This is a genomic window from Stenotrophomonas sp. SrG, from assembly GCF_050031795.1.
GTDB lineage: Bacteria > Pseudomonadota > Gammaproteobacteria > Xanthomonadales > Xanthomonadaceae > Stenotrophomonas > Stenotrophomonas rhizophila_A.
This window is the reverse complement of the sequence record NZ_JBNBBE010000001.1, coordinates 392,543-418,809: the sequence shown is the minus strand read 5'-3', so window position 1 is coordinate 418,809 and position 26,267 is coordinate 392,543. Positions and strand designations below refer to the sequence as shown.

The window sequence follows — 26,267 nt, the reverse complement described above, 5'->3', positions numbered from 1 at the left end:
TGGTGGTTTCGTCCATCTGCATCACGGTCTGGTTGACCTGCTCGATGCCGGCCGACTGTTCCTGCGAGGCGGCCGAGATCTCGGCCATGATGTCGGTCACGCGCTGCACCGAGGCCACGATCTCGCCCATGGTGGCACCGGCCTGGTTGACCAGGGCCGAGCCCTCGGCGACCTTGCCGACCGACTCGTCGATCAGGCCCTTGATCTCCTTGGCCGCGCTGGCCGAGCGCTGGGCCAGGGTGCGTACTTCGGAGGCGACCACGGCGAAGCCGCGGCCCTGTTCGCCGGCGCGGGCGGCTTCCACCGCCGCGTTCAGCGCCAGGATGTTGGTCTGGAACGCAATGCCGTCGATGACGGTGATGATGTCGGCGATGCGGCGCGAGGAGGCGTCGATCTCGTGCATGGTGCTGACCACCTTGCCGACCACTTCGCCGCCCTGCGAGGCCACCGAGTGCGCGCCGATGGCGAGCTGGTTGGCCTGGCGGGCGTGTTCGGCGTTCTGGCGCACGGTGGAGGTCAGTTCCTCCATCGAGGCGGCGGTTTCTTCCAGGTTGGCGGCCTGCTGTTCAGTACGGCGCGACAGGTCGTTGTTGCCCGAGGCGATCTCGCCGGCGGCGGTGCTGATGCTGCCCGAGGCGTGCTGGATGCGGCTGACGATCTGGGTCAGCTGGGCCACGGTGGTGTTGGCATCGTCGCGCATGGTTGCGAACACGCCGTGGAACTGGCCCTGCATGCGTGCGGTGAGATCGCCGTTGGCGATGGCCTGCAGCAGGTGCGACAGCTGCGACAGGTTGCCGTCGGCCACTTCCATCATGGTGTTGAGGTGCTCGATCATGACCCGGAAGTCGTGGTCGAAGCGCAGTGCATCGCCGCGCTGGCTGAAGTCGCCGGCGGCCGCAGCCTGGGCCAGGGTCTGGATCTGGGTGTTGATCGCCAGCAGGCTGGCCTTCGCCGCGTCCATCGATTCATGCAGGATCGCGCGGGTGCCCGGCAGGCGGCGCGCGTTCTGCGACAGGTCGCCGGCCGCGTACTGGTTGAGCACGTTGATGGCGTCCTTGATCGAGTCCAGGTGCTCGAAGATCACGGTGTTCACGCCCACGGCCAGCTGGCCGTACACGCCCGGGAAGTCTTCCGGAATGCGGTGGCTGATGTCCGGGCCGGCGTGCATTTCCACCATCTGCTGGGTTTCGCTGGAGTAGCGGCGCAGCATCAGGGTCATGTCGCGGGTGGCCGCCAGCATACGGCCGGCTTCGTCGGCGGTAGTGCTGGAGGCGATGTTCACCGTCAGGTCGCCACGGGCGACCGCCTGGATGGCCTGCATGGCCTGGCGGATCGGCCGGGTCACCGCGCGCGAGATCACCACGCCCATCGCCACGGCGAGCAGCGACAGCAGCACGATGCTGGTGATGATGGCCACCACGCTGCTGTGGTGGGTGGCATTGGCGTCGGCGATCTTCGCCTGCATCAGGCCGCTGCTGAAGGCGCCGAGCTCCTTGAGGTCGTCGAACATCTTGCGGCGCGCTGGGCGCGACTTCTCATCGGAGATCTGCTGGGCCAGTACGCCATCGGCGGCGGCGACGGCCGCGCGCATCTCGGCATTGGCGGCGAAGTAGGCCTCGAGGTCGGCGGCAACCTTGCTGTAGAGGCCCTTCTCCTTTTCGCCGGCCGGCAGGGCGGCGTAGGCGCCCAGCTCGTCGCGCACGGTCTTGGCGGTGGCATCCATGCGCTTGTTGTAGTCGGCGACCTTGTCCGGCTGGTCCAGCATGCTCAGCTGGGCCAGTTCAAAGGTGCGCAACTCACCCAGCTGCGCGCGGACTTCGCCCAGGTGCTGCACGGACGGAATGTCGTTGCTCGCCATCGCGGCGAGTTCGGCGTTGAGGCTGTTCAGGCGCACCAGGGCGAAGACGCCCAGCGCGATCGTCATCAGGGTGGTGAGGGTGAACCCGACCGCGAGTTTGCGGCTGATGGGCAGATCATGGAACCACTTCATGCGGGAAACTCCGGGCAGGGCAGGGGCGCACAGCCGTGGGAACGCTGGGCGGAAGGGCAAGGGGCGAAGGCGGCGAAGCGGTAGGGCGTCAGGCTGGCGATGAATGTGTCATCGCTATTGCGGATAACGGCGGCGCGGGCGGGTTTCTTGAGTGCGCGATGTCACATTTTTTCGTGACCCACGCAGCGGCGCGGGTTGCGGTCGTTGGTTGCGAAAGCAAGCAATACCAATGGGTTTGCCATGCGGTGGCGAATGGGTCACCGATACGCAGCCGTATCGCGTCCGACCGACATCACGTTTTTCCGTCCAACGTTCATGCCGCCGGAACGAAGAGCATCCGGCCAACGGCCGGGGCTACCGCTTCTGGTTGATTGATCATGATCTGGATGGGCCCGTAACAATTCGTAGCCCCGGCCGTTGGCCGGACACCGCGCGCAGCGCGGCCCAAGCATCCGAAGCCCACGTGCGAACGGTTGGCGTCATGGGTCCAACGTTCAGAGCAAACCGAAGCCACCCATCAGGCGTCCGGCAAAAAAAAACGCCCCCGTCACCAAACGGGGGCGTTTCGAGCCGGCAGAGCCAGGGACGCTTACGCCGCCTGCGGCACCCGCAGCGAGCGCACCAGGCCACCGATATCCACGATCAGCGCAACGCGGCCGTCGCCGAGAATGGTCGCACCGGACACACCGCTGATACGCCGGTAGTTGTTCTCGATGTTCTTGACCACCACCTGCTGCTGGCCGACCAGTTCGTCCACTTCCAGCGCGATCTTCTGGCCATCGCCTTCCACCACCACCACCAGCGAATCATCGGTGGTGCGGCGGCCGAAGCCGTAATACTCGCTCAGCGACAGGATCGGCAGGTACTCGCCACGCACGCGCAGCACACGGCCTTCGCCGGCCATCGAACGCACGTCTTCCGGCTGCGGCTGCAGTGCTTCCAGCACGTACGCCAGCGGCAGGATCACGGTTTCACCCGCCACCGCCACGGTCATGCCGTCGAGGATGGCCAGGGTGAGCGGCAGGCGGATCAGCACGCGGGTGCCATTGCCGGCCCTGCTTTCCAGCTGCACTTCGCCACCCAGCGCCTGGATGTTGCGGCGGACCACGTCCATGCCCACGCCACGACCAGACAGATCCGTGACGGCATCGGCGGTGGAGAAGCCAGGCTGGAAGATCAGGTCCCAGACCTGCGCATCGGTGGGGTTGTCCGGCACGGCCAAGCCGCGTTCGAGCGCCTTGGCCAGGATCTTGTCGCGGTTCAGGCCACGGCCGTCATCGCTGACTTCGATGACGATGTGACCGCCCTGGTGCGATGCGGCCAGGGTAATGGTGCCGGTTTCGTCCTTGCCGGCGTCGCGGCGGACGTCGGGCATTTCCAGGCCGTGGTCGATCGAGTTGCGCACCAGGTGCACCAGCGGATCGGCGATCTTTTCGATCAGGCCCTTGTCCAGCTCGGTGCCTTCGCCGATGGTGCGCAGGCGCACGTGCTTGCCCAGGCGAGAAGAGAGATCGCGGACCAGGCGCGGGAAGCGGCGGAACACCGCGTCCACCGGCAGCATGCGCACGCCGATCACCGCTTCCTGCAGGTCGCGGGTGTTGCGTTCCAGCAGGTCCAGGCCGGCGAACAGCTGCTCGGCATGCACCGGGTCCAGGGCGTGCGAGACCTGCTTGAGCATGGCCTGGGTGATGACGAGTTCGCCGACCAGGTTGATCAGCGCATCGACCTTTTCCACGGCGACGCGGATGGAGGTTTCCGCTTCGCTGGTGGCAGCCGGTGCGGCCGCGGCTGCGGCGGCAGGCGCTGCTTGGGCGGCCACGGGGGCAGCTGGCGCGGCGGCGGGGGCGCTGGTGGCCAGGCTCGGCGGTGCGGCCGGACGGATGTCCAGTTCGCAGTCGTCGACGACCCAGGCGAAGGTGTCTTCGATCTTACTGCGAGGCACCTTGCCGACCAGGCCCAGGTCCCATGCCAGGTGGGCTTCGAGCGGGTCGAGCTGGTCGAAGCCGGGCAGGCGTTCCAGTCGCGCGGCGACCTGCAGCGAGCCCAGGTGTTCCAGTTCCCGGATGATGCGCAGCGGATCGTTGCCGCTCATGAACAGCGACGGCGCCGGCACGAAACCGATCTGCCACGCTTCAGGGGTGTCATCGACCTTGGCGGCAGCCGGCGCGGCCGCGCTCGGCGCCTGGCCGGACAGCACCGCTTCCAGGCGTGCCTTGACGGCGGCCACCGCCTGCGGATCGGCCGGCTGGCCGTGTTCGGCTTCGCGCAGCAGGGCGCGCAGCACGTCCACCGACGACAGCATGGCATCCACGGCCGCCGCTTCCAGCGCACGCTTGCCGGCGCGCAGTTCGTCCAGCAGCGTTTCCAGCACGTGGGTCAGCGCGGCGATGGCGTCGAATCCGAAGGTGCCGGCGCCGCCCTTGATGGAGTGCGCGGCGCGGAACACCGAGTTGATGATTTCCGGATCCTGCTGGCCCGATTCCAGTGCCAGCAGGCCCGCTTCCATCGCGTCCAGGCCCTCGCGGCTTTCCTCGAAGAAGGTGGCGTGGAAGCGTTGCAGGTCCATGCTCATGGGCGTTCGGGTCCGGTTACCAAAGGGGGAGGGGAAGGCGGGTGGGGATCAGCCCAGGACTTTCTGGACGGTCGCGACCAGCTGTTCCGGGTTGAACGGCTTGACCAGCCAGCCGGTTGCACCAGCCGCCTTGCCTTCGGATTTCTTGTCGGCGGCCGATTCGGTGGTCAGCATCAGCATCGGGGTGAACTTGTAGTCCGGCAGCTGGCGCAGCTCGCGGATCAGCGAGATGCCGTCCATGTTCGGCATGTTCACGTCGGTCACCACCGCGTTGAAGCGCTGGCCCTTGGCCCGGCCCAGGGCGACGGCGCCGTCTTCGGCTTCCTCGACGGAAAAGCCGGCCGAGGTGAGGGCGAAGGAAACCATCTGGCGCATTGACGCCGAATCGTCCACCACCAAGATACGTGCGCTCATGCCGCGTTCTCCACAGATTTCAGGTTGTCATGGGTTGCGTCCAGGCCCAGGGCCTGGGTGACACCGAGCAGGCGCGCGGCATCGCGGAAGGTGGCCGTGCAGCCGTCGAACGCGGTCGGGTGGCCGGCCAGGCGGCGGGCCTCGACGAACGCGCACAGGACCTGCACCGACGCGGTATGGATACGGCCCACCTGGCTGGCATCCAGCGTCAGGTCGCCGCCCTGGTCCACCAAGGGGGCCAGGCGTGTTTTGAGCTCGGTGCTGGTCTCGATTCCGAGATCATCACCCAGGGCCACAGTGCTCATCGTTGCTCCGGACAAACGGTTCCGAGGTCTATAACGGCGTATTTCTGGAAACCTTTAGGGGCGGTCCGGCCACGCTGGATCAATTCAACAGCTGCGTGGCATCCAGCAGGATCATCGGCTGGGCCGTGACCCGGGCCACGCCGCGGAACAGGTCGTTGGAGATCTGGCAGATCCGCGCCGTATCGGGCGGTTCGATCTGCGAATCGGTGAGGTTGGCCACGTCTTCCACGGCCGATACGCGCAGGCCCATGGTCTCGCCGTCCTCTTCCAGCACCACGATGCGGGTGTTGGCGTCGTCGCTGGCGGGACCGGTGCCCAGGTGGATGCCCAGGTCCATCACCGGCACCACCTGGCCGCGCAGGTTCATGATGCCCAGCATCGCCGACGGGGTGCCGCGCAGCGGCAGCAGCGGTACCGGCAGCACCACCTCCTGCACCTTCAGCAGCTCCAGCGCGTAGGCCTGGGGGCCGCAGCGCAGGCGCAGCCAGCGCGAGGTGCGCTCGGCGGCGCGGCGATCGCCGCGGGGGCTGGAGGCCGGGTTGCGGGCCTGGGCCTGCAGCTCCTGCCAGCTGCTGGGGCGGCCGGAGGGGGCGGGAACGGGAGCGGGTGCCACCGGGCGCGGTGCGGCCACGGATGGGGGCGGCGGCGGTGCAGTGCGGGAGACCGGTGCCGGGGCAGCGACCGGGACCGCTGCGCGCACGGGCGCCGCCACGGCCACCGGCACAGTGTCGTGGAGCGCTTCCGCTGGCAGATCGTCCCAACTGGGGCGCGAGGCATCGGGCGCCGCTGCCACGTCTACCGCCGCTGCCACGTCTACCGGGCCCAGGGCCGGGTCGTTGAGCAGTTCGTCCAGCAGGGCCAGGTGGGCCGGCGCGCCCGGTGAGGTGGGCGTATCAAACTCCGCCGCTGGAGCAGCAGCCTCCACCACGGGACCCAGTGCCGGGTCGTTCATCAGTTCGTCCAGCAACGCCATGGCGGCGGGTGCGCCCGGTGAGGTCGGGGTGTCGAAGGCGGGTGCGCTGCTGGCGTCTTCCGTGTCGATGGTCGTCACGGCAGTCACCGGCACGGCATCGCCCAGCAGTTCCTCGAGATAGTCGTCGAGTACGCCGGTGCTGTTCATGCCGCGCGCTCCATCTGCAGCGCATCGTCGGCCAGGATCCATTCCAGCGCACGCCGGTACGCGGCCAGGCCACGGCCCGGGTAGTCGTCGGAGGTCGCCGGCACGGTCAGGCTGGCGGCGTTGCAGATGCGCGTATCCACCGGAATGGCGTCTTCCCACACGCGGTGGCCGTGGCGGTCCTGCATCTGCTTGACGGTTTCGTTGCCGGCGCGGGTGCGGCGGTCGAACAGGGTCGGCAGGATCGACATCGGCAGTGGGCGGCGGCGCGAACGCTCGACCATCTCGCCGGTCCGCACCATGCCATCCAGGCCGTGCAGGGCCAGTGGCTCGGCCTGGGTCGGAATGATCAGGCGATCGGCTGCGGCAAGCGCGTTGATCATCAGCAGGCCCAGCGTGGGCGCGCAGTCGAGCAGGATGTAGTCGTGCTGGCCCTGGTGGCGGGTCATTGCGTGCTGCAGGGCCAGGCCCAGGCCGGGCTGGTTGGCGCTGCGCCGTTCCAGCGTGGCCAGCGCGGCCTGCGCGCAGATGAAGTCCAGGCCAGGCACCTGGCTGCCATGGGCCAGGCTGCCCAGTTCCGCAGGCGGGGTGCCGAACAGCTCCAGTACGCCGGCCGGCGGCGGATCCAGCGGCACGCCGAAAGCGCGGGTCAGCGAGGAGTGCGGATCGAGGTCGATCAGCAGCACGCGGTGGCCCAGGGCGGCCAGGCCGCGGCCGAGCGCGAGGGTGGTGGTGGTCTTGCCCACGCCGCCCTTCTGGTTGGCGATTGCCCAGATACGCATCGGCTTACTCCTTCATTGCGGGGGGAACGGCGGCGCCAACGCGGCTGCCGGCCGGCACCGGTGGCAGCTGCACCGGGGCGAGGGGGGAAACGGGGGAGGGCGTGGCCGGCGCCGGCGCGCTGCCGGTTTCGGCGGTGAGCTGCGGGCCCAGCGGGTCCGTGCCCTGCGCGGTGTCGGCCAGGATGATGACCATCACCCGGCGGTTGCGGTTGCGGCCCTGCGCGCTGGTGTTGTCTTCGCGCGGGCGGAACTGGCCATAGCCGACCATCGCCAGCCGCGCCGGCTGCACGCCCTGGTCGGCGAACAGGTGCACGACGCTGGCCGCACGTGCGGCCGACAGTTCCCAGTTGGACGGGAACAGCGCGGTGGCGATCGGCACATCATCGGTGTGGCCTTCCACGCGCACGCCGTTGGGCGCGTCGTGCAACACCTGGGCCAGCGAAGACAGGGTGTCGCGTGCGTGCACGTCGAGCGTGGCCGAGCCGGTGGTGAACAGGATGTCGCTGTTGATCTCCACCTCGATCCACAGCTCGGTGCGGCGCACGGTGATCATGCCGCGGTCGATCAGCGGTGCCAGCGTCGCGGTGAGGCGGTCGGCGATGCTGTTGAGCTGGCGCTCTGCAGCCTGCAGCTGTTGCTGGTTGTGCACCGACACCGGCATGCGCATCTGCGAGGCCATCGCCGGCAGCAGGGTGGGGTCGTTGCTGGGCGACGGTGCCGACGGGCCAACGCGGTTGCCCGCCTTGATCACCGAGGGGCTGTCCCAGCCGCCGCCCTGCACCTGCTGGTTGCCGACCTGCACCGGGTTGATGGTGCGCGGCGCGCCACCGAAGGCGGTGGTCAGCGCATCGGCCATGACCCGGTACTTGCCTTCGTTGAGCGAGGAGATGGCGTACATGACCACGAAGAAGGCAAGCAGCAGCGTCATGAGGTCGGCGTAGGGAATCGCCCAGGCCTCATGGTTGGCATGCTCTTCGTGGGCTTTGCGGCGGGCCATGTCAGTGCAGGAACCCCGACAGGTTGGTCTCGATGTTGCGCGGGTTCTCGCCCTGGGCAATCGAGATCAGGCCTTCGATGATCATTTCGCGGTCGCGGCTGTTGTGGTGGATCACGCTCTTGAGCTTGGCCGACACCGGCAGGAACAACAGGTTGGCCGAGGCGATGCCGTAGATGGTGGCGGTGAACGCAGCGGCGATGCCGTGGCCGAGCTTGCTCGGGTCGGCCAGGTTCTTCATCACCGCGATCAGGCCGAGCACGGCGCCGATGATGCCCAGCGTGGGCGCGTAGATGCCCATGCCTTCGAACACCTTGGAGGCGGCCAGGTCCTGGCTTTCCTGGCTGCCCAGTTCGATTTCCATCATGTGCCGGATGGTTTCCGGCTCCACGCCGTCCACCAGCAGCTGCAGGCCCTTGCGCAGGAACGGATCGTCCTGGGCGTCGACCTGGGCTTCCAGGCCGAGCAGGCCCTGGCGGCGGGCGATGTTGCTCCATTCCACGATCTGGCGGATCAGCTCGGCACGGTCGCTGGCCGGCGGGCGCACGACCCAGCGCACGATCTTGAAGGCGTGCTTGAACACAGCCGGCGAGGTGTGCAGCAGGATGGCGGCCAGCGTGCCGACGATGACGATCACGAAGGCGGCAGGGGACCACAGCGACGCCAGCCCGGCACCCTTGAGGATGCTACCGCCGACCAGCGAGGCCAGGGCGAGGAAAAGTCCAATGAGGCTGAGTCTGTCCATTTGTCCGATATCGGCTTGCTTGGGGGGGACTTGAGTTGTGGGGCTATCGGCGGTTCAGCCACGCATGGCGTGGCTCTACGCGTTGGGGGCACCCGTCGATGCGGTGGCCCTGGATCAATCGTGCGGGGTGCGCAGGCCGTCCACGTCGAGGATCAGGGACATGCGGCCGTCGCCGATCAGGGTGGCGCCGGCGTAGCCGCGCAGGCCGCGCAGGGCCTTGGGCAGCGGCTTGATCACCACTTCCTCGCGGCCGCGCACCTGGTCCACCACCAGCCCGAAGCGGGCTTCGCCGGCCTGCAGCACCACGATGGTGAGCAGGGGCGAGGGCGCCGGATCCACATCGAGCCAGTGGCGCAGGTCCACCAGCGGCAGGGTGTGGGTCCTGCGGTCGAGCACGGCGCGGCCGTCGAACCAGCCCAGCGAGGTGTTCGGCGCGTGCAGCACTTCCATCACGCGTGCCAGCGGCAGTGCGTAGACGTCCTCGCCGGCCTGCACCAGCAGGGTCGGCAGGATCGCCAGGGTGAGCGGCACGCGGATCATGAAGCGGCTGCCGCGGCCCAGTTCGGACTGGATCTGGATCTGGCCGCTGAGCTCGCGGATGCGCGACTGCACCACGTCCATGCCGACGCCACGACCGGAGATATCGGTGACTTCCTGCTTGGTCGAGAAGCCGGGCAGGAACACCAGGTGCAGGCATTCCTCGCTGGTCAGGCGGGCGGCGGCTTCGGGATCGATCAGGCCCTTTTCGCGGGCCTTGGCGCGCAGGCGCTCGGGGTCGATGCCGGCGCCGTCGTCCTGCACTTCAATGCTGACGTAGTCGCCTTCCTGCTGCGCGGACAGGCGCACGTTGCCGCTGCGGGTCTTGCCCTGGGCTTCGCGCAGCTCGGGCATTTCAATGCCGTGGTCGATCGCGTTGCGCACCAGGTGCACCAGCGGGTCGGCCAGGGCTTCGACCAGGTTGCGGTCCAGTTCGGTTTCCGCCCCGATCAGTTCCAGCTCCACTTCCTTCTTCAGGTTGCGGGCCACGTCGCGGGCGACCTTGGGGAAGCGTGAGAACACCTTGCCCACCGGCTGCATGCGGGTACGCATCACCGCCGACTGCAGGCGCGCGGTGGCGATATCCAGCGTGGAGACGGCGCGGTCCAGTTCTTCGTCGTGCAGGCGCGCACGCAGGGTCTTGAGCCGGTTGCGCGACAGCACCAGTTCGCCGATCAGGTTGACGATGGCATCCAGGCGCTTGGTATCCACGCGCACGGTGTGTTCGGCTTCGGCCACCGGCTTGTTGGCGGCCGGCTTGGCCGGGGCCGGGGCGGCGACCGGGCGCGGCGCGATGGCCGGGGCGGGGGCCGCTGCGGCCACGCTCTGCGCGCCGGGAGCGGCGCCGCCATGCAGCTGGTCGAGCAGGGCTTCGAATTCGTCTTCGCCGATCAGGCCATCGTCTTTCTTTTTCGCCACGGCAGTGGGAGCCGCGCCGCCGTGCAGGGTATCCAGCAGGGCTTCGAACTCATCGTCGGTGATCAGGTCGCCGCTGGAGGCGGTTGCCGTCGCGACCGGGGCCGGCGTGGCCGGTCCGTTGACGTCGAACTGCGCGATCAGTTCCGGCGGGGCATAGCCCGGCTCGGTGCCGGCGGCCACCGAATCCAGCATCGACTGCAGGTAATCCAGCGATTGCTGGCCGGCGTCGAAATGGTGGGCCTGCAGCACGGCCTGGCCCGAGCGGGCCATGCCAAGGGTTTCTTCGGCGGCGTGGCACAGCTCGACCATGGCCTGGATGCCCAGGAAGCCGGCACCGCCCTTGAGCGTGTGGAACCCGCGGAACACCGCGTTGAGCTGGTCGCTGTCCTGGGGCGACTGCTCCAGCGACACCAGCTGTTCGCCGAGGCGATCCAGGATCTCCTGGGCCTCGAGGATGAAGTCTGCAGCAATGTCGTCTGGAACAGCACTCATGGTTTCAAAGCCCCAAATCGGAAAGCAGGTCGTCGGCGTCGACCTGTGACACCTGATGGCGGTCCAGGCCGCTCACGGCCGGACCGGCTAGGCCGTTGTCGCGCTTGTGCGCGCTGTCGTCCGGCGGCGGCAGGCCGAGCGCGCCGAAGCCTTCGTGCACGCGGCGCACGATGCCCACCACGCGGCGGATGATCTGCCCGGTGAGATCCTGGTAGCTCTGGGTGAGCGCGATCTCGGTGAGGTTGTGGCGGATGCGGTCCAGCTGCTGGTCCTGGTCCGGGCTCAGCCCGTTGGCACGCAGCTGCTCGGTGAGCGCGCGGCATTCCTCGGCCAGGTCCAGGGTGCGGTGGGTGGCCTGTTCGGTCATCGCCACCACGTGGTCCAGGCGCGCGCAGGCATCGTCAAGCTCGCCGGCTTCGCTGGGCAGGGTGGGCAGTTCGCCCAGCGCCTGGCCCAGTTCGCGGGCAAGGCGGTTCAGCCCGGCCATCATCGGCTGGGTGCGCAGCGCGGCCAGGGCGTCGATTTCCCGGCGCCAGCCGGCTTCGTCGCCGCTTTCCAGCGCGGCCAGGGCATCCTGCAGGCGCTGCACCAGCGCCGATTTGTCGCGAAGGGTTTCCATCACGCGCTGGCCGCCAGGCGCTCGAAGATCTTGCCGAGCTTCTCTTCCAGGGTCTGGGCGGTGAACGGCTTGATGATGTAGCCGTTGACGCCGGACTGGGCGGCTTCAATGATCTGCTCGCGCTTGGCTTCGGCGGTGACCATCAGCACCGGCAGGGTCTTGAGCTTGGCGTCGGCGCGGATCGCCTTGAGCAGGTCGATACCGGTCATGACCGGCATGTTCCAGTCGGTGACCACGAAATCGAACGACTGGCTCTGCAGCAGGGCCAGCGCGGCATGCCCGTCCTCGGCTTCGGCCGTATTGGTGAAGCCCAGATCGCCCAGCAGGTTCTTGACGATACGACGCATGGTCGAGAAGTCGTCGACGATCAGGATACGCATGTTCTTGTTCAAAGCACTTTCCTCGGTATCAAGTGTTCTCGAGGCCGGCGTCGGCCGCCTCGAAGATCTTCAGTCGGCCACGCAGGCGCAGCACTGCCTGGCCATGGATCTGGCAGACGCGCGACTCGCTGACGCCGAGCACCGCGCCGATCTCTTTCAGATTCAGTTCCTGCTCGTAGTACAGCGACAGCACCAGCTGTTCGCGTTCGGGCAGCAGGCCGATCGCATTGCCCAGCTCGCGGCCGAACTCGCCGCGCTCCAGCACCTGCTGCGGGGTCGGGCCGCCCTGGGCGACGGTATCCAGCTCGCCCTGGTCTTCGATCCGCGATTCCAGGCTCAGCACCTGGCCACGCGCGGCGTCTTCCATCAGGCGCAGGTAGTCGGGCAGCGGCATGTCCATCGCGGCGGCCACTTCGGTGGCGCTGGCGGCGCGGCCGGTGGTCTGCTCCAGCCGACGGATGGTGGACGCGGCGTCGCGGGCACGGCGGTGCACCGAACGCGGCACCCAGTCGCCGCGGCGAATCTCGTCGATCATCGAGCCGCGGATGCGGATCGAGGCGTAGGTTTCGAACGAGGCGCCCTGGTCGGCGTCGTAGCTGCGCGAGGCCTCGATCAGGCCCATCATGCCGGCCTGGATCAGGTCGTCGACTTCAACGCTGGCCGGCAGGCGTGCGGCCAGGTGGTGGGCGATGCGCCGGACCAGGTCCGAGTGCTGGGCAATGCACTCGTTGGCAGCGGCGCGCTGCACCTCTTTGTATTGTGCGGCGCCTTTCATGCGGTCACCCCGCGTTGCTTGAGGATGCGTTCCAGGAAGAATTCAACGCCGCCGCGCGGCTCGGTCGGGGCCTGCCAGCGGGCGGTGCGCCGGGCGATCTCGGCGATCGCCTGCGCCGACGGGCTGGACGGGTAGGCCTTCACCACCGGCTGCTGGCGCTGCACCGACAGGCGCAACCAGTCGTCCTGCGGCACGCAGCCCAGGTAGTTCAGCGAGACATCGGCCAGGAACTTGTCGCAGACCCGGCTCAGCTTTTCGTAGAGCACGCGGCCTTCGTTGGGGTCACGCACCATGTTGGCGACCACCTGGATGCGGTCCACGCCACGTTCGCGCGAGAGCACCTTGATCAGCGCATAGGCATCGGTGATCGAGGCCGGTTCGTCGCAGACCACCACCACAGTGTCCTGGGCGGCCTGGCAGAAGGTGAGCACGCCGTCGGTGATGCCGGCGGCGGTGTCGACCACCATGAAGTCCAGATCGCGTTCCAGTTCGGAGAACACGTTGACCAGGCCCACGTGTTCGGCCGGCTGCAGTTCGGCCATGTGGCGGCGGCCGGACGCGGCCGGCACCACCAGCACGCCACCCGGGCCTTCCAGGATCACTTCATCCAGCGTGCAGCGCCCGGCGACCAGGTCGGCCAGGGTCAGCTTGGGCTGCAGGCCCAGGATCACATCGATGTTGGCCAGGCCCAGGTCGGCATCCAGCAGCAGCGTGCGCTTGCCCATGTCGGCCAGCGCCACGGCCAGGTTGGCCGACACGTTGGTCTTGCCCACGCCGCCCTTGCCGCCGGTGACGGCGATGGTGCGGACCGGGCCCAGCGGCTGGCTGCGGGTGGCCGACAACGGGAAGGTCCTGGTCAGGTTTTCATACTCACGCGACGGCATGGTTCAACTCCGGGTTGCAGGGCATATCGGCCGCGCGGCGCAAATCTTCAAGGCGAAGTACAAGATTGGCTGCACTGGCCCGGTGCAGGTCTTCGGGAACGTCCTGGCCATCGGTGACCCAGGTGATCGGCAGGCGGTGGTCGACGGCCACCGACAGGGCGGTACCGAAGCGGCCGGTCTCGTCCAGCTTGCTCAGCACCACGCCCTGCGGGTTGGCGCCGCTGAAGCGGCGGACCACCTCGTCCATGTCGCCGAAGCTGGTGTTGGCCGGGAGCACCAGCAGGGTGCGGATCTGCGGGGCGGCGCGCAGCCACTGCAGCTGGGCGGCCAGGGCGCGGTCACGCGGGCCCAGGCCGGCGGTGTCGATCAATACCAGCTTGTAGTCCTTCAGGCGCTCCAGCAGCTGGGCCAGGTCGCTGCCACTGTTGGCTTCATGCACGGCGATGCCGAGCTGGCGGCCGAAGCCATACAGCTGTTCGCGGGCGCCGATGCGGGCGGTATCGGTGGTGACCAGGGCCACGTCGCGGGCGGCGTGGGCTTCGGCGAAGCGCGAGGCCAGCTTGGCGATGGTGGTGGTCTTGCCGGCACCGGTGGGGCCGACCAGGGCGATCACGCCGCCGGCCTCCAGCGGGTCGACCGGGGCGATCGGCAGCTTCTTGGACAGCAGCCCCAGCATCAGGCCACGGCCACGGTGGGCTTCGGTGTCCAGCGGGATCTGCAGGGCCACGTCGCGGCAGATGCCGGCGTCGAAGCCGTATTCGTCCATCAGGTCCAGCGCGGCGGCACGCACCGCCGAACCGCGCAGGCGCTCGTCGGTGAAGCGGTTCATTTCGCGCTCGATGACGGTGCGCATGCCGGCCACTTCATTGCGCAGCTGGCGCAGTTCCTCATCGTCGCGGACCAGGGTCACCGGGGCGGCAACGGCAGGCACCGGGGCGGTGATGACCTCGGCCGGCACCGTCGGTTCGTTGGCGGCCTGCAGCGACGGCTCGACCGGTGCAGCAACGCTCATGGCGGCGACCGGCGCGGCGATGTCGTCCACAACCAGCGGAGCGGGCACGGCAAACACCGCCGAATCGTCGATCTGGATGGCCGGGCTGGCCGCGGCCGGGACCACCGGCACGGTTTCCCACAGCGGCGCCGCCGGGGCTTCAAGCGGAGCCCGCTGCATCTGCTGTGCCGGCATCTGCGGCAGCTGCGGCGGGACGCTGCTGCGGCCTGCCGGCGCGTGCATCTCGAACAGCGGTGCTTCGTCCAGCGGCGGGTCGATGATGAAGCGGGCGCGGTTGGCCGGGGCCGGCGCAGCGGCGCGGACCGGTGCTTCCACGGCCACCGGTGCGGCGTCGGCGACCGGCTTAACCACGGCGCGTTCGGCGACGGCAGCCTGTTCAACATTGAACGGGGCGAAGATCTGTTCTGGCAGCTGGGTGGCCGGCTGCACGTTGGCGCGGGCCAGGGTGGCGGCAAAGCCGCTGCTGCCCGGCGGCGGTACGATTTCGTTGGCGCTGTCCAGGGTGCGGCCGGTGGCGCCCACGGCGGCGCGGGCGAGGGCGGCCACGGCCGAGGTGGTGGCCGCCACCGGTTCCGGCGCGGCGGCCGGTGCCTTGCGGCGGGTCACCGCGGCGATCACCGCATCGGCGGCGTTGCGCGGGCGCGGGGCCGGCGGCGGCGGCGCCACGTCCTTGCGCGCCGCTTCCAGCGCACGCTGCACCGCGCCTTCGTCATAGTTCGCCGCGGCCACGATTTCCACGCCTTCCTCGATCCGGCGATTGGACAGGATCACGGCATCCGGACCGTGTTCCTTGCGCACCAGGTTCATGGCAGAGCGCATATCGGGAGCGACGAAGCGTTTGATTTTCATGCTGTGGTACCGGGACTGGGGCGGCTGGGGGGTGGAAGGGAAGCGCTGGTTGTCGGTGGTCTGCACGGTCCGGGTTTCCCTTCTTGTCCTGCTGCGGTGATTGCGAAATGGGGGTGTCTGTTTTCTGACGCGTTGCTGTCGGAGTTCCGGCTCAGCTGATCGTGCCGACCAGCTTCAGCCGCTTGTCCTCGGGGACCTCGCTGTAGGCCAGCACGGACAGCGACGGAACGCTGTGGCGTACCAGCCGTGCCAGCGCGGCACGTACCGGACCGGGCACCAGCACCACCGCGGGCTCGTTCTTCGCTTCCTGCTTGCTGACACATTCGGCCAGGCTCTGGTGCAGTCGCTCAGCGAGTCCGGGTTCCAGCGCGGCGCCGTTGCCCTGAGTGGACTCCTGCAAGACGCGTTCCAGTTGCGGGTTGAGGGTGAACACCGGCAGCTCGGCGGACATGCCGGCGATCTCCTGGACGATGAAACGGCCCAGCGCGTTGCGCACGGCGGCCGTCAGTACGCCGGGGTCCTGGCTCATCGGCGCGTTCTCCACCAGCGATTCGGCGATCTTGCGCAGCTGGCGCACCGGGATGCGTTCGATCAGCAGGTTCTGCAGCACCCGCACCACCACCGACAGCGGCAGCGCCTTGGGGGTGAGGTCTTCGACCAGCTTGGGCGCGCTCTTGGCCAGGTTGGCCAGCAGCTGCTGCACCTCTTCGTGGCCGAGCAGTTCCGGGGCGTGTTCGCGGATCAGGTGCGAGAGGTGGGTAGCGACCACGGTGGCCGGGTCGACCACGGTGTAGCCCATCGATTCGGCGTGGGCGCGCTGGTGCGGCTGGATCCAGGTGGCATCCAGGCCGAACGCGGGGTCCTTGCCGGCAATGCCTTCCAGCGCGCCGAGCGCGCTGCCCGGGTCCAGGGCCAGTTCGCGGTCGGGGTGGATTTCGGCGGTGGCCACCGGCACGCCGTGGATCAGCAGCCGGTAGGCGCTGGCGCCCAGTTCCAGATTGTCACGGATGTGCACCGACGGAATCAGGAAGCCGATGTCGTGGGTGAGCTTGCGGCGCACGCCCTTGATGCGCGCCATCAGTTCGCCGCCCTGGTTCTTGTCCACCAGCGGGATCAGCCGGTAGCCCACTTCCAGGCCCAGCGGATCGACCGGGCGCAGTTCGTCCCAGGTCAGTTCGGCGGTGGGCGAGGGGCTGCTGGCGCCGGGCAGGCCCAGCGCATTGGTAGGGCCGGCCGCAGGCGCGGCGGCGGCGCGCTCGGCCGCCTGGCTCTTCTTCCAGAGCTTCCAGGCGATGAAGCCGAGGATGGCAGCCAGCGTCAAGAAGGCGACGTTGGGCATGCCAGGGACCAGGCCGACCAGGCCCAGGATCGCCGCGGCGATGGTCAGAGCGCGGTGCTGTCCGAACACCTGGCCCATCATGGCCTGGGCCATGTCCTGCGAGCGCGAGGCGCGGGTGACCAGCATGGCCACGGCCGAGGACACCAGCAGTGCCGGCAGCTGCGCCACCAGGCCGTCACCGATCGACAGCAGGGTGTAGGTGGCTGCGGCTTCGCCAAACGGCATGCCGTGCTGGAGCACGCCGACCGCCAGGCCGCCGATCATGTTGATGAAAAGAATGAGGATGCCGGCGATGGCATCGCCGCGGATGAACTTGCTGGCACCGTCCATGGCGCCGTAGAAGTCGGCTTCCTCGCGGACTTCTTCACGGCGCAGCTTGGCTTCTTCACGCGTCAGCAAACCGGCGTTGAGGTCGGCGTCGATCGCCATCTGCTTGCCGGGCATGGCGTCCAGGATGAAGCGCGCGGTCACTTCGGACACGCGGCCGGCACCCTTGGTGATCACCACGAAATTGATGATGGTCAGGATCGCGAAGACCACGATGCCCACGGCGTAGTTGCCGCCGATGACGAATTCGCCGAACGCGGCGATCACCTTGCCGGCCGCTTCGTGGCCATTCTGGCCGTTGAGCAGGATCACGCGGGTGGACGCCACGTTCAGCGCCAGCCGCAGCATGGTGGTGATCAGCAGCACGATCGGGAAGATGGTGAAATCCAGCGGGCGCTTCACGTACACCACCGCCAGCAGCACCATCAGCGAGATGGCGATGTTGAAGGTGAACAGCGCATCCAGCACGGGGGCGGCCAGCGGCACCACCACCATGGCCAGCAGGGCCAGCACGATCAGCGGGGCGCCCAGGCCCTGGCGGATCATGTCCAGGGCGCGGCGGGTGTTCATGCCGGCGGGCTGGGCGCTCATGGGCGGCCTCCCTTGCCGAACTCATCCACGTCGATGCTGGGCGCGGCCGGCATCGGTCCACCCCGCCAGGTACGCAGCTGGTAGACGTATGACAGCACCTGGGCAACGGCCGAATACAGTCTCACGGGAATTTCCTTTCCAAGTTGACCTTCCCGATACAAGGCGCGTGCCAAAGGCGGGGCCGAGACGATGGCGACCTTGTTGCCGTCGGCCACCTGGCGGATGCGCAGGGCGGTTTCGTCCACGCCCAGGGCCACCACGGTGGGGGCGCCCATCCTGCCGCCGTCGTATTTGAGGGCCACCGCGTAGTGGGTGGGGTTGACCACCACTACGTCGGCGGTGGGCACCGCTTCCATCATCCGGCGGTTGGACATCTGCTGCTGCAGCTGGCGGATGCGGCCCTTCACTTCCGGGCTGCCCTCGCTTTCCTTCATTTCCCGGCGCAGCTCTTCGCGGGTCATCTTCAGCTTGCGCATCCAGTTCCAGCGCTGGTACGGGGCGTCGATGGCGGCCAGCAGCATCATGGCGCCGCCGGTGGCCAGCATCAGTTTCAGGGTGAAGCCCAGCCCGTGGACCATGGCCGCCTCCAGCGGCTGGTGGACCAGGTCGCGCAGCCCGCGGATGCCATGCCAGACCACCAGCCCGGCGGCGGTGCCGACGAACACGATGCGCAGCAGGGATTTGGTGAATTCGCCGATGGCTTCGGCGCCATACAGGCGCTTCATGCCGGCCATCGGGCTGAGCCGGTTGAACTGCGGCATCAGCGATTTGTTCGACCAGCGCAGGCCGCCCATGGCTACCGGGGCCAGGAAGCTGGCCAGCAGGCAGACCAGCAGCAGCGGCCACAGGGCCAGCATCAGCTGCAGGAACAGGTGCCCGAAATGGTTGAACAACCCCAGCGGCTCGAAGCGCAGGCCCGGTTCCGGGGTCAGGGCCAGCTTCATCCAGTCCTTGGCGCTGCTGGCCATGCCCCCGGAAAACGCCATCAGCGCCAGCACCGAGGCGCCGAACACGGCGGCGGTGGCCAGCTCGCGTGAACGCGGGATGTTGCCCTGTTCACGGGCATCGCGCAGGCGTTTTTCGGTAGGTTGTTCGGTTTTTTCGCCGGCTTGTTCTTCGTCGGACATCGGGAGCAGGGCACCGCGGGGATTACCCGGGGTGGTGCAAGAAGTGTTCCATTGCGGACGAGGTGCCGGGAGCAAAGCACGTGACAGGGACAGTGATCGAGCTCTGGCTCGGGATCGGGATCGTGATCGTGATCGTGATGGTGACGGCGACGGCGACGGCGACGGCGACGGGAGAGTAGGGTCGGTTCCCAAACGACCGCCGATACGGGGTCAACGTCCGGTAACGCATGACGGGAAGCGCAGAAGCGTTCCCCGACGGAGGTCATGCCGCCATCGAACGCGGGCAATCCACGTGCAGTCGATCGGGATGCGACCCTACCAGCAACAGCCCAACAGCCCGGCGCCACCGGCATCATCGATGGCATCATCCAGGTTCAACTGACTGCTGCGGTAATCGATGTCGCCTTTCCTGTTCTGCGTTGTCCTGTTGGCCGGGCTGCTGCATGCCAGCTGGAACGCCATCGTCAAACGCGGCAGCGATACGCTGTTCACCACGATCCTGGTGACCGGCTCGGCGGCGTTGATCGCGGCGCTCTGCCTGCCTTTCGTGACCGCACCGGATCCGCGCAGCTGGCCGTGGCTGGCTGCGTCGACCGTGCTGCAGGCGGGGTATTACCTGCTGGTGGCGCGCACCTACCGGGTGACCGACATGAGCGCGGCCTATCCGTTGATGCGGGGTTGCGCGCCGATCCTGGTGGCGCTGGTGGGCGGGGTCGTTCTCGGCGAGCGCCTGCCGGGGTTGGCATGGGCCGGCATCGGGCTGATCTGCTTCGGTATTCTGTGCATGTCGCACGGGATCGTGCGTCGGCAGATATGGCTGCCTCTGCTCAACGCCGGAGTGATTGCCACTTACACGCTGGTAGACGCCTTGGGGGCGCGGCAGTCCGGTTCGGCGCTGGGCTACACCTTGTGGCTGTTCCTGCTGTCGGGGCTGCCATTGCCGGTCTGGGCCCTCGCTACCCGCGCGCCGCAGCTTTTCGCCTATGCACGATCGAACTGGGGCTACGGCCTCGTCGGCGGCGTAGGTACGCTGACATCCTACGGCGTGGTGCTCTGGGTGATGACGCAGGCGCCTGTGGCGATGGTCTCGGCGCTACGCGAGACCTCGATCCTGTTTGGCGTGCTGATCTCTGCGTTGGTGTTACGCGAACGGGTCACCCGACAACGTTGGGTCGCCGCCGGATTGATCGTTGCAGGAGCGGTGGTGTTGCGCGTGTGCGGCTAATCCAGGAAATGCCCGCCCTGCGAGGCTTTGTGGTCCTGTGACACCACCATCCGTGGGCGTGGCAGGTCGTGGAGCTGCAGGAAGCGCTCGGCGTCGACCGGGCGGCCGAGCAGGTAGCCCTGCAGGAAGTCGCAGCCCAGCCGCTCCAGGTAGGAACGCTGGCCGGCGGTTTCCACGCCTTCGGCCACGATGTCCATGTCCAGCGCATGCCCCAGCGCCACGATGGCCGAGACGATCACCACGTCTTCGGAGCTGTTTTCCAGGTCGCGCACGAAGGCGTGGTCGATCTTGATCTCGGTGGCCGGCAGGCGCTTGAGATACAGCAGGCTGGAATAGCCGGTGCCGAAATCGTCGATGGAAATGCCCACACCCAGCCGCGCCAGCGCCTGCAGCAGGCGCAGGCTGGTCTCGGTGTCGCGCATCACCGCGCTTTCGGTGATCTCCAGGACCAGCCGGCGCGGTTCCACCCGGTGCAGCTTCAGCGCGTCGCTGATCTCGCCGAGCAGGTTCGGGGAGCCGAACTGGATCGGCGACAGGTTCACCGATACCGACCAGCTGTCATGGCCGGCGTCATGCCAGCGGCGCAGCTGGCGGCAGGCTTCGTTGAGCACCCAGCGCCCGATCTCGTGGATGACCCCGCTGCGTTCGGCCAGGCGGATGAAACGATCCGGTGGAATCAGCCCGTGCTCGGGGTGGTTCCAGCGGACCAGGGCCTCGGCGCCACAGACCTGGTGGGTGCTGACCCGGACCTTGGGCTGGTAGTGCAGGAACAGCTGGTTGGCCTGGATCGCGCGGCGCAGGTCGGCCAGCAGCCGGAACTGCTGTTCGGCGCTGTCGCTCATCCACTCGGCGAACACCACGAAGGCGTTGCGTCCGGCCTCCTTGGCCTGGTACATCGCCGCGTCGGCATACCCCATCAACTGGCGTTCGGTGGTGGCGTGGTCGGGGCAGATGGCAATGCCGATGCTGGCGGTGACCTGCAGCTCATGCCCGGGCACCAGGTTGCCGGTGCCCACGGCCTGGATGATGCTGCTGGCCAGGCTGGACACGTCCTCGTCGTTGTCGATGCCGACCACCAGCACGAACTCGTCGCCGCCCAGGCGGGCCATCACGTCGGCGGCACGCAGCAGCTGGCGGGTGCGCGTGGCCACCGCGACCAGCAGGGCGTCGCCGGTCTGGTGACCGTAGGCGTCGTTGACCTGTTTGAAGCCATCCAGGTCCATGAACATCACCGCGAAACGCCCGCCACGTTGTTCGGCATCCACCAGGGCCTGTTCAATGCGCTGCTGCAGCAGCAGGCGATTGGGCAGGTGGGTCAGCGGATCGTGCAGGGCGGCCTGGCTGAGCTCTGCATGCGCATCGTCAAGCGACGTGCGCAGGTGCAGGTTGCGCAACCGCAGCAGCTGCGCCTGCTGCCGCTGGTCCAGCCAGGACACCAGCAGCACCACGGCCAGGATGCCGATGGTGAGCACCATCACCAGCGCCCCCAGCCACTGGGTCTGCAGGCCGGTGCCGGCGGCGGCGCCGCACACACTGTCGGCGGGGAACCGTGCCGCGGCCATGCCGGTGTAGTGCATGCCGACGATCGCCGCGCCCAGCACCACCGCCGGCGCCAGGCGATGCTGCAGCCGGGTGTCGTTGTGGCGCAGGCGGAAGGCGACGTACAGCGCGACCCACGACGCCGCCACTGCAATGATGAGAGAGAGGGTGAACCAGCCCGGGTGGTATTCGATGCCCGGGCGCATGAGCATGGCCGCCATGCCCAGGTAGTGCATGCTGGCGATGCCGCTGCCCATCAGCAATGCACCCAGCGCCAGGCGCGAATGCGGCAACGTGGCGCGTGAGACCAGCCAGAGCGCGAAGATCGAGGAGGCGATCGCCGCCAGCAACGATACCGCGGTCAGTTCAAGGTCGTACCCCAATGGAATGGGCAGCTTGAAGGCCAGCATGCCGATGAAGTGCATGGACCAGATTCCCAGGCCCATGGCGCACCCACCGCCCAGCAGCCACAGCACGCTGATCCTTGGCGAAGGCGCGGTGGTGACCCGATTGGCCATGTCCAACGCGGTGAAGGACGCCATGATGGCGACCAGCAGCGAAACCACGACCAACCATGGGGTGTAACTGCCGACGAGCATCATGACTCTCCCTGGCGTACACAGCTGCAATCTAAAAAGACTGGACCGCGCGTCTGCGCGGACTGCTCAGGCACGTTCCCCCTGCCGTGAGCGCATGTTAACGACACAGGAGGGGGCGAAAGCAAGCGCAAATCCGGCCAAATTTCATGCGGCCATCACGCGACCGTCACCTGTTTTGCATACGGGCGCGTACGCGACGGGGCCGGCGCTAGCGGGTGAGGCCGTCGGCGGTCTGGAACGCGGCGTCGAACAGGCGTTGCACCGGGGGGCCCATTTCACCGGCAAGCACGGTCAGCAGGAACAGGCCCAGCAACAGGGCGACCGGCAGGCCCAGCTGGATCGGGTTGAGCGCGGGTGCGGCACGCGCCAGCACGCCGAAGGCCAGGTTCACCGCCAACATGGCGACCGTGATCGGCAGCGACAGCGTCAACGCACCGCGCAGCACCTGCAGCAGGAACGTGGGCGCGGTGCTGATGAACGCATCAAGGTCGGGCAGCGATGCGCCGATCGGCACGGCCTTGTAGCTGTCCATCAACAGTGAGATCAACGCGAGATGTCCGTTGGCGGCAAAGAACAGCAGGCCGAACAGAAGATAGAACCACTGCCCGATCACGCCCGAGGTGCCGCCGCGCATCGGATCGCTCATCTGCGCGAAGGCCAGGCCGGTGCCCTGCGAGACCAGTTCGCCGGCCATGGCCCCGGCCTCGAACACCAGCCGCAGCAGGAAGCCGATGGAGATGCCGATGGCCAGTTCGCGCGCGATGCTGAGCACGGTGGCCGCGTCAAAACCGGTCCAGGCCGGGACGGGCGGCAGCATCGGCGACAGCGCGATGGCCAGTGCGCCGGACAGCATCACGCGCACCCGTGCCGGCACCGCGCGGCTGCCGACCAGCGGCATGGCCATGATCATGGCGCCGATGCGCAGCATGGTCCACAGCACGGTGCCGATCATGCCGAAGGCGTTGAGCCCGTCGGCGGCCATCTGGGTTGCCGAATCCATCGCGGGGCTATCCGATCAGGTGCGGTATGCGCTGGAACAGCAGCGTGGTGTATTCGACCAGGTGGCCGATCAGCAGGCTGCCCAGCGCGAACAGCACCGCGGTGAGCGCGGCGGCCTTGGCCACGAAGGCAATGGTGGGTTCGTTGAGCTGGGTGGCGGCCTGCACCACGCCGACCACCACGCCGACGATCAGGACGGTCAACAGCAGCGGGCCGGCCACCCACAGCACGGTGATCAGGCCGCCGCGCAGTTCGGTCAGGGCAAGTTCGGGTGTCATGACGACCTCAGACGGCGTTGAAGCTGGCGGCGAGGGTGCCGACCACCAGTACCCAGCCGTCGACCAGCACGAACAGCAGGATCTTGAAGGGCGCCGAGACCAGCATCGGCGAGAGCATCATCATGCCCATCGACATCAGCACGCTGGCCACGACCAGGTCGATGATCACGAACGGGATGAAGATCAGGAAGCCGATTTCAAAGGCGGTTTTCAGTTCGCTGGTGACGAACGAGGCGACCAGCACCGGGAACGGAATGGCATCGGGGCTGGCGTAGGTGCCATGCCCGGCCATGCCGGCGAAGGTCATCAGGTCGGTTTCGCGGATCTGGGCCAGCATGAAGGCGCGCAGCGGCTGGGTGGTGAGGGTCCAGGCGGTCTGGAAGTCGATCTCGCCGTTGAGGTAGGGCGCCATGCCGCTGCCCCAGGCTTTCTGCCACACCGGCAGCATGACCATGGCGGTCAGGAACAGGGCCAGGCCGAGCAGCACCTGGTTGGACGGAGTCTGGCCGGTGCCCAGTGCCTGGCGCAGCAGGCCCAGCACGATGATGATGCGGGTGAAGGCGGTAAGCACCAGCAGCATCGACGGGATCAGGGTGATCGCGGTCATCAGCAGCAGGGTCTGCAGCGGCAGGCTGACCGGGGCGCCCCCGATCTTGCCGACATTCACGTCGGGCAGGTTGGGCACGGCGGGCGCGCCGGGCGCGGCCATCGCCAGCGCGGGCAACGCGCACAGCAGCAGGGTCAGCAGCAACGGCAGGTAACGGGTCCAGGATGCACGGGGGCCACGCATGATCATTTTTCCTTGCGCAGCCGCTGTTGCAGCAGCTGGGCGAAATTCGGCAGGTTCTTGAAATCCGGCAGGCGCGCCGGTTCCGGGGTGGGCAGCGGTTCGGGCAGGCGGTGCAGGGTGTTGATGCCGCCGGCGGTGACGCCGAGCAGCAGCTGTTCGCCATTGATATCGACGACGACGACGCGTTCCTTGGCACCCACGTTGAGGCTGGCCACCACGCGCAGGCCGTCGGCGGGCTTGAAGCCGCTGCCGGGCATGCGCTTGAGCACCCAGCCCAGGCCGACGATCAGCGCCAGCACGGCCAGCAGTGCGAGCACGGCGCCGAACATGCTGGGTGCCGCGGCGGCGTGCTGGCCGACCTTGGCCGCCGGTGCACCGGCGGCAATGAGTGCCAGGGAAATCAACGCAGTCTCCGGATCCGTTCGCTGGGGCTGACCACGTCGGTGAGGCGCACACCGAAGCGGTCGTTGATGACCACGACTTCGCCGTGGGCGATGAGGGTGCCGTTGACGAACACGTCGAGCGATTCGCCGGCGCCGCGTTCCAGTTCGACCACCGAGCCCTGGTTGAGCTGCAGCAGGTTGCGGATGGGCAGGCGGGCGCGGCCGACTTCCAGCGACAGGGTGACCGGTACGTCGAGGATCACGTCGAGGTTCAGATCCGGGCCACCGCTGGTCTCGTCGGACTGCAGGGTGGTGAACTGCGCCGGTGCCGGTTCGTTGGTTTCGATGTCGTCGTTCATTGCGGGTCTTCCTGGATAACGGGAGCGCGCGGGCGGGTGCCCGGGGGATGGGTAGCGGTGATCTTCACGGCGTTCATGCCGTTGGCGACCCCGAACTGGCCGGTGAACACGGGAATGTTCTCCACGCACAGCGGCACGTGGGGAGGCAGGTCGATGGGCAGGATGTCGCCGATCTTGAGCTGGGTGAGGTCACGCAGGCTCATGCGTTTGGTGGCGAGCACGCTGGAGAGGGTGACTTCGGCGATGTTGAGCTGTTCGCGCAGCATGGTGCCCCAGCTTTCGTCGCGGTCGTTGCGGTCGCTTTGGATGCCGGCGTCGAGCAGTTCGCGGATCGGTTCGAGCATCGAGTACGGCAACGTGACGTGGATGTCGCCGCCACCGCCGTCGAGTTCGACATGCAGGCGGCAGACCACGACGTATTCGCGGGGGGTGACGATGTTGGCGAAGTGGGGGTTGATTTCGGAGTTGATGTATTCGAGTTCGACATCCATCACCGGGGCCCAGGCTTCGCGCAGGTCGGCGAAGGTCTGCTTGAGCAGGAGGTGGATGACGCGCATTTCGGTGGCGGTGAATTCGCGGCCTTCGATGCGGGTGGGGTAGCGCCCGTCGCCGCCGAAGAAGTTGTCGACGATGGCGAACACGAGGGTCGGTTCGAAGACGATGAGGCCGGTGCCGCGCAGGGGCTTGAAGCGGATCAGGTTGAGGTTGGTCGGTACATACAGGGAGTGCATGTAGTCGTTGAACTTGATCAGTTCGATGCCGCGCACGGACAGTTCGGCGGAGCGGCGGATCAGGTTGAACAGGCCGATGCGCCAGAGGCGGGCGAAGCGCTCGTTGACCATTTCCAGGGTCGGCATGCGCCCCCGGATGATGCGGTCCTGGCTGGCAAAATCGTAGTTGCGCGCTTCGCCGGGGGCGATGGCGTCGACTTCGGTTTCGACGGCGCCGGAATCGACGCCATGCAGCAGGGCATCGATTTCGTCCTGGGAAAGCAGGTCATTCATGGGATGCCCTTACTGGGTGACGAAGCTGGTGAACAGCAGTTCGTCGACGCCCTTGCTGCCGGTTTCGGCTTTGAGCAGTTTCTGCACTTCGGCCAGGGAGTCGGCCTGCAGGCGTTCTTTGCCGGCGCGGTCGGCGATCTGGGCCGGTTCGACCTGGGAGAACAGCATGAGCAGTTTGGCGCGGATGGCGGGGGCGTGAAGCTTGATGGCTTCAAGGGCGGCCGGGTCGCGGGTCATGAGCTGGACTTCGACCTGGAGGTAGCGGGGGCCGTCGAAGCTGCTGCTGAGGTTGACGACGAACGGGGGTTCGAGGCCGAAGTAA

25 protein-coding genes are annotated in these 26,267 nt (G+C 67.7%); 1 reads left to right on the top strand and 24 read right to left on the bottom strand.

The features are described from left to right. From ACQG3P_RS01810 to flhB, 16 genes are all read right to left on the bottom strand, one after another. Nucleotides 1-1,990, bottom strand: a 1,990-nt coding sequence (locus tag ACQG3P_RS01810) for a methyl-accepting chemotaxis protein (protein WP_426804023.1), incomplete at its 3' end; no start/stop codon positions are given. Between the two features lie 589 nt (nt 1,991-2,579). Further along, the gene (locus ACQG3P_RS01805) at nt 2,580-4,562 is read right to left on the bottom strand and encodes a chemotaxis protein CheA (protein WP_426804022.1); all 1,983 of its coding nucleotides are present in this window, start codon (nt 4,560-4,562) and stop codon (nt 2,580-2,582) included. 48 nt (nt 4,563-4,610) lie between these two features. Next, nucleotides 4,611-4,976: a response regulator gene (locus ACQG3P_RS01800; protein ID WP_038688521.1), complete on the bottom strand. Its 366-nt coding sequence runs from the start codon at nt 4,974-4,976 to the stop codon at nt 4,611-4,613. After that, on the bottom strand, nt 4,973-5,281 hold the full coding sequence (locus tag ACQG3P_RS01795; protein ID WP_068851616.1) for an STAS domain-containing protein: 309 nt from the start codon (nt 5,279-5,281) through the stop codon (nt 4,973-4,975). Before ACQG3P_RS01795 ends, ACQG3P_RS01800 begins: the two co-directional genes overlap by 4 nt. Nucleotides 5,282-5,360: 79 nt before the next feature. Beyond that, nucleotides 5,361-6,401 carry a chemotaxis protein CheW gene (locus ACQG3P_RS01790; protein ID WP_426804021.1) on the bottom strand — a complete coding sequence of 347 codons (1,041 nt, stop codon included), beginning with the start codon at nt 6,399-6,401 and terminating at the stop codon, nt 5,361-5,363. Further along, entirely contained in the window at nt 6,398-7,180 is a 783-nt protein-coding gene (locus tag ACQG3P_RS01785) for a ParA family protein (RefSeq protein ID WP_307107031.1), read from the bottom strand. Before ACQG3P_RS01785 ends, ACQG3P_RS01790 begins: the two co-directional genes overlap by 4 nt. Nucleotides 7,181-7,184: 4 nt before the next feature. Then, nucleotides 7,185-8,177: a flagellar motor protein MotD gene (gene motD / locus ACQG3P_RS01780; RefSeq protein ID WP_426804020.1), complete on the bottom strand. Its 993-nt coding sequence runs from the start codon at nt 8,175-8,177 to the stop codon at nt 7,185-7,187. A gap of 1 nt (nt 8,178) precedes the next feature. Next, on the bottom strand, nt 8,179-8,919 hold the full coding sequence (locus tag ACQG3P_RS01775; RefSeq protein ID WP_068851628.1) for a flagellar motor protein: 741 nt from the start codon (nt 8,917-8,919) through the stop codon (nt 8,179-8,181). A gap of 114 nt (nt 8,920-9,033) precedes the next feature. Next, complete coding sequence (locus tag ACQG3P_RS01770; RefSeq protein ID WP_249834239.1) at nt 9,034-10,866, bottom strand: chemotaxis protein CheA; 1,833 nt, start codon at nt 10,864-10,866, stop codon at nt 9,034-9,036. A 4-nt stretch (nt 10,867-10,870) separates the two neighbouring features. Beyond that, a complete protein-coding gene (locus ACQG3P_RS01765) occupies nt 10,871-11,485 on the bottom strand; it encodes a protein phosphatase CheZ (RefSeq protein WP_068851634.1) in 615 nt (204 codons plus the stop codon). Continuing rightward, entirely contained in the window at nt 11,485-11,877 is a 393-nt protein-coding gene (cheY, locus tag ACQG3P_RS01760; protein WP_068851637.1) for a chemotaxis response regulator CheY, read from the bottom strand. Before cheY ends, ACQG3P_RS01765 begins: the two co-directional genes overlap by 1 nt. Before the next feature lie 16 nt (nt 11,878-11,893). Continuing rightward, nucleotides 11,894-12,640 carry an RNA polymerase sigma factor FliA gene (locus tag ACQG3P_RS01755; RefSeq protein WP_068851640.1) on the bottom strand — a complete coding sequence of 249 codons (747 nt, stop codon included), beginning with the start codon at nt 12,638-12,640 and terminating at the stop codon, nt 11,894-11,896. Continuing rightward, nucleotides 12,637-13,524: a MinD/ParA family ATP-binding protein gene (locus ACQG3P_RS01750; RefSeq protein ID WP_068851643.1), complete on the bottom strand. Its 888-nt coding sequence runs from the start codon at nt 13,522-13,524 to the stop codon at nt 12,637-12,639. The genes ACQG3P_RS01755 and ACQG3P_RS01750 overlap by 4 nt, the downstream gene beginning before the upstream one ends. Beyond that, a complete protein-coding gene (locus ACQG3P_RS01745) occupies nt 13,511-15,385 on the bottom strand; it encodes an AAA family ATPase (protein ID WP_426804019.1) in 1,875 nt (624 codons plus the stop codon). The genes ACQG3P_RS01750 and ACQG3P_RS01745 overlap by 14 nt, the downstream gene beginning before the upstream one ends. 151 nt (nt 15,386-15,536) lie before the next feature. Next, nucleotides 15,537-17,642: a flagellar biosynthesis protein FlhA gene (gene flhA / locus ACQG3P_RS01740; protein WP_426804018.1), complete on the bottom strand. Its 2,106-nt coding sequence runs from the start codon at nt 17,640-17,642 to the stop codon at nt 15,537-15,539. Beyond that, nucleotides 17,639-18,769: a flagellar biosynthesis protein FlhB gene (flhB, locus tag ACQG3P_RS01735; RefSeq protein WP_426804017.1), complete on the bottom strand. Its 1,131-nt coding sequence runs from the start codon at nt 18,767-18,769 to the stop codon at nt 17,639-17,641. Before flhB ends, flhA begins: the two co-directional genes overlap by 4 nt. Nucleotides 18,770-19,166: 397 nt before the next feature. Between flhB and ACQG3P_RS01730 the strand changes: the two genes are divergently transcribed. Then, nucleotides 19,167-19,994: an EamA family transporter gene (locus tag ACQG3P_RS01730; RefSeq protein ID WP_426804016.1), complete on the top strand. Its 828-nt coding sequence runs from the start codon at nt 19,167-19,169 to the stop codon at nt 19,992-19,994. Here the strand turns inward: ACQG3P_RS01730 and ACQG3P_RS01725 are convergent. The 8 genes from ACQG3P_RS01725 to ACQG3P_RS01690 form a co-directional block, all read right to left on the bottom strand. Next, nucleotides 19,991-22,132, bottom strand: coding sequence for a putative bifunctional diguanylate cyclase/phosphodiesterase (locus ACQG3P_RS01725; protein WP_426804015.1), 2,142 nt, complete (start codon nt 22,130-22,132; stop codon nt 19,991-19,993). The genes ACQG3P_RS01730 and ACQG3P_RS01725 overlap by 4 nt on opposite strands. A 208-nt stretch (nt 22,133-22,340) precedes the next feature. Next, a complete protein-coding gene (gene fliR / locus ACQG3P_RS01720) occupies nt 22,341-23,132 on the bottom strand; it encodes a flagellar biosynthetic protein FliR (protein ID WP_217537454.1) in 792 nt (263 codons plus the stop codon). A 7-nt stretch (nt 23,133-23,139) separates the two neighbouring features. Further along, on the bottom strand, nt 23,140-23,409 hold the full coding sequence (locus tag ACQG3P_RS01715; RefSeq protein ID WP_017356083.1) for a flagellar biosynthetic protein FliQ: 270 nt from the start codon (nt 23,407-23,409) through the stop codon (nt 23,140-23,142). A gap of 7 nt (nt 23,410-23,416) precedes the next feature. Then, nucleotides 23,417-24,199 carry a flagellar type III secretion system pore protein FliP gene (gene fliP / locus ACQG3P_RS01710; protein ID WP_068851657.1) on the bottom strand — a complete coding sequence of 261 codons (783 nt, stop codon included), beginning with the start codon at nt 24,197-24,199 and terminating at the stop codon, nt 23,417-23,419. A 2-nt stretch (nt 24,200-24,201) separates the two neighbouring features. Beyond that, nucleotides 24,202-24,603, bottom strand: coding sequence for a flagellar biosynthetic protein FliO (gene fliO / locus ACQG3P_RS01705; RefSeq protein ID WP_068851659.1), 402 nt, complete (start codon nt 24,601-24,603; stop codon nt 24,202-24,204). Next, nucleotides 24,600-24,941 carry a flagellar motor switch protein FliN gene (fliN, locus tag ACQG3P_RS01700; protein ID WP_068851662.1) on the bottom strand — a complete coding sequence of 114 codons (342 nt, stop codon included), beginning with the start codon at nt 24,939-24,941 and terminating at the stop codon, nt 24,600-24,602. The genes fliO and fliN overlap by 4 nt, the downstream gene beginning before the upstream one ends. Continuing rightward, a complete protein-coding gene (fliM, locus tag ACQG3P_RS01695) occupies nt 24,938-25,945 on the bottom strand; it encodes a flagellar motor switch protein FliM (RefSeq protein WP_068851665.1) in 1,008 nt (335 codons plus the stop codon). Before fliM ends, fliN begins: the two co-directional genes overlap by 4 nt. 9 nt (nt 25,946-25,954) lie before the next feature. Then, nucleotides 25,955-26,267 (bottom strand): flagellar basal body-associated FliL family protein (locus tag ACQG3P_RS01690; RefSeq protein WP_426804014.1); only part of this gene is annotated, 313 nt, incomplete at its 5' end.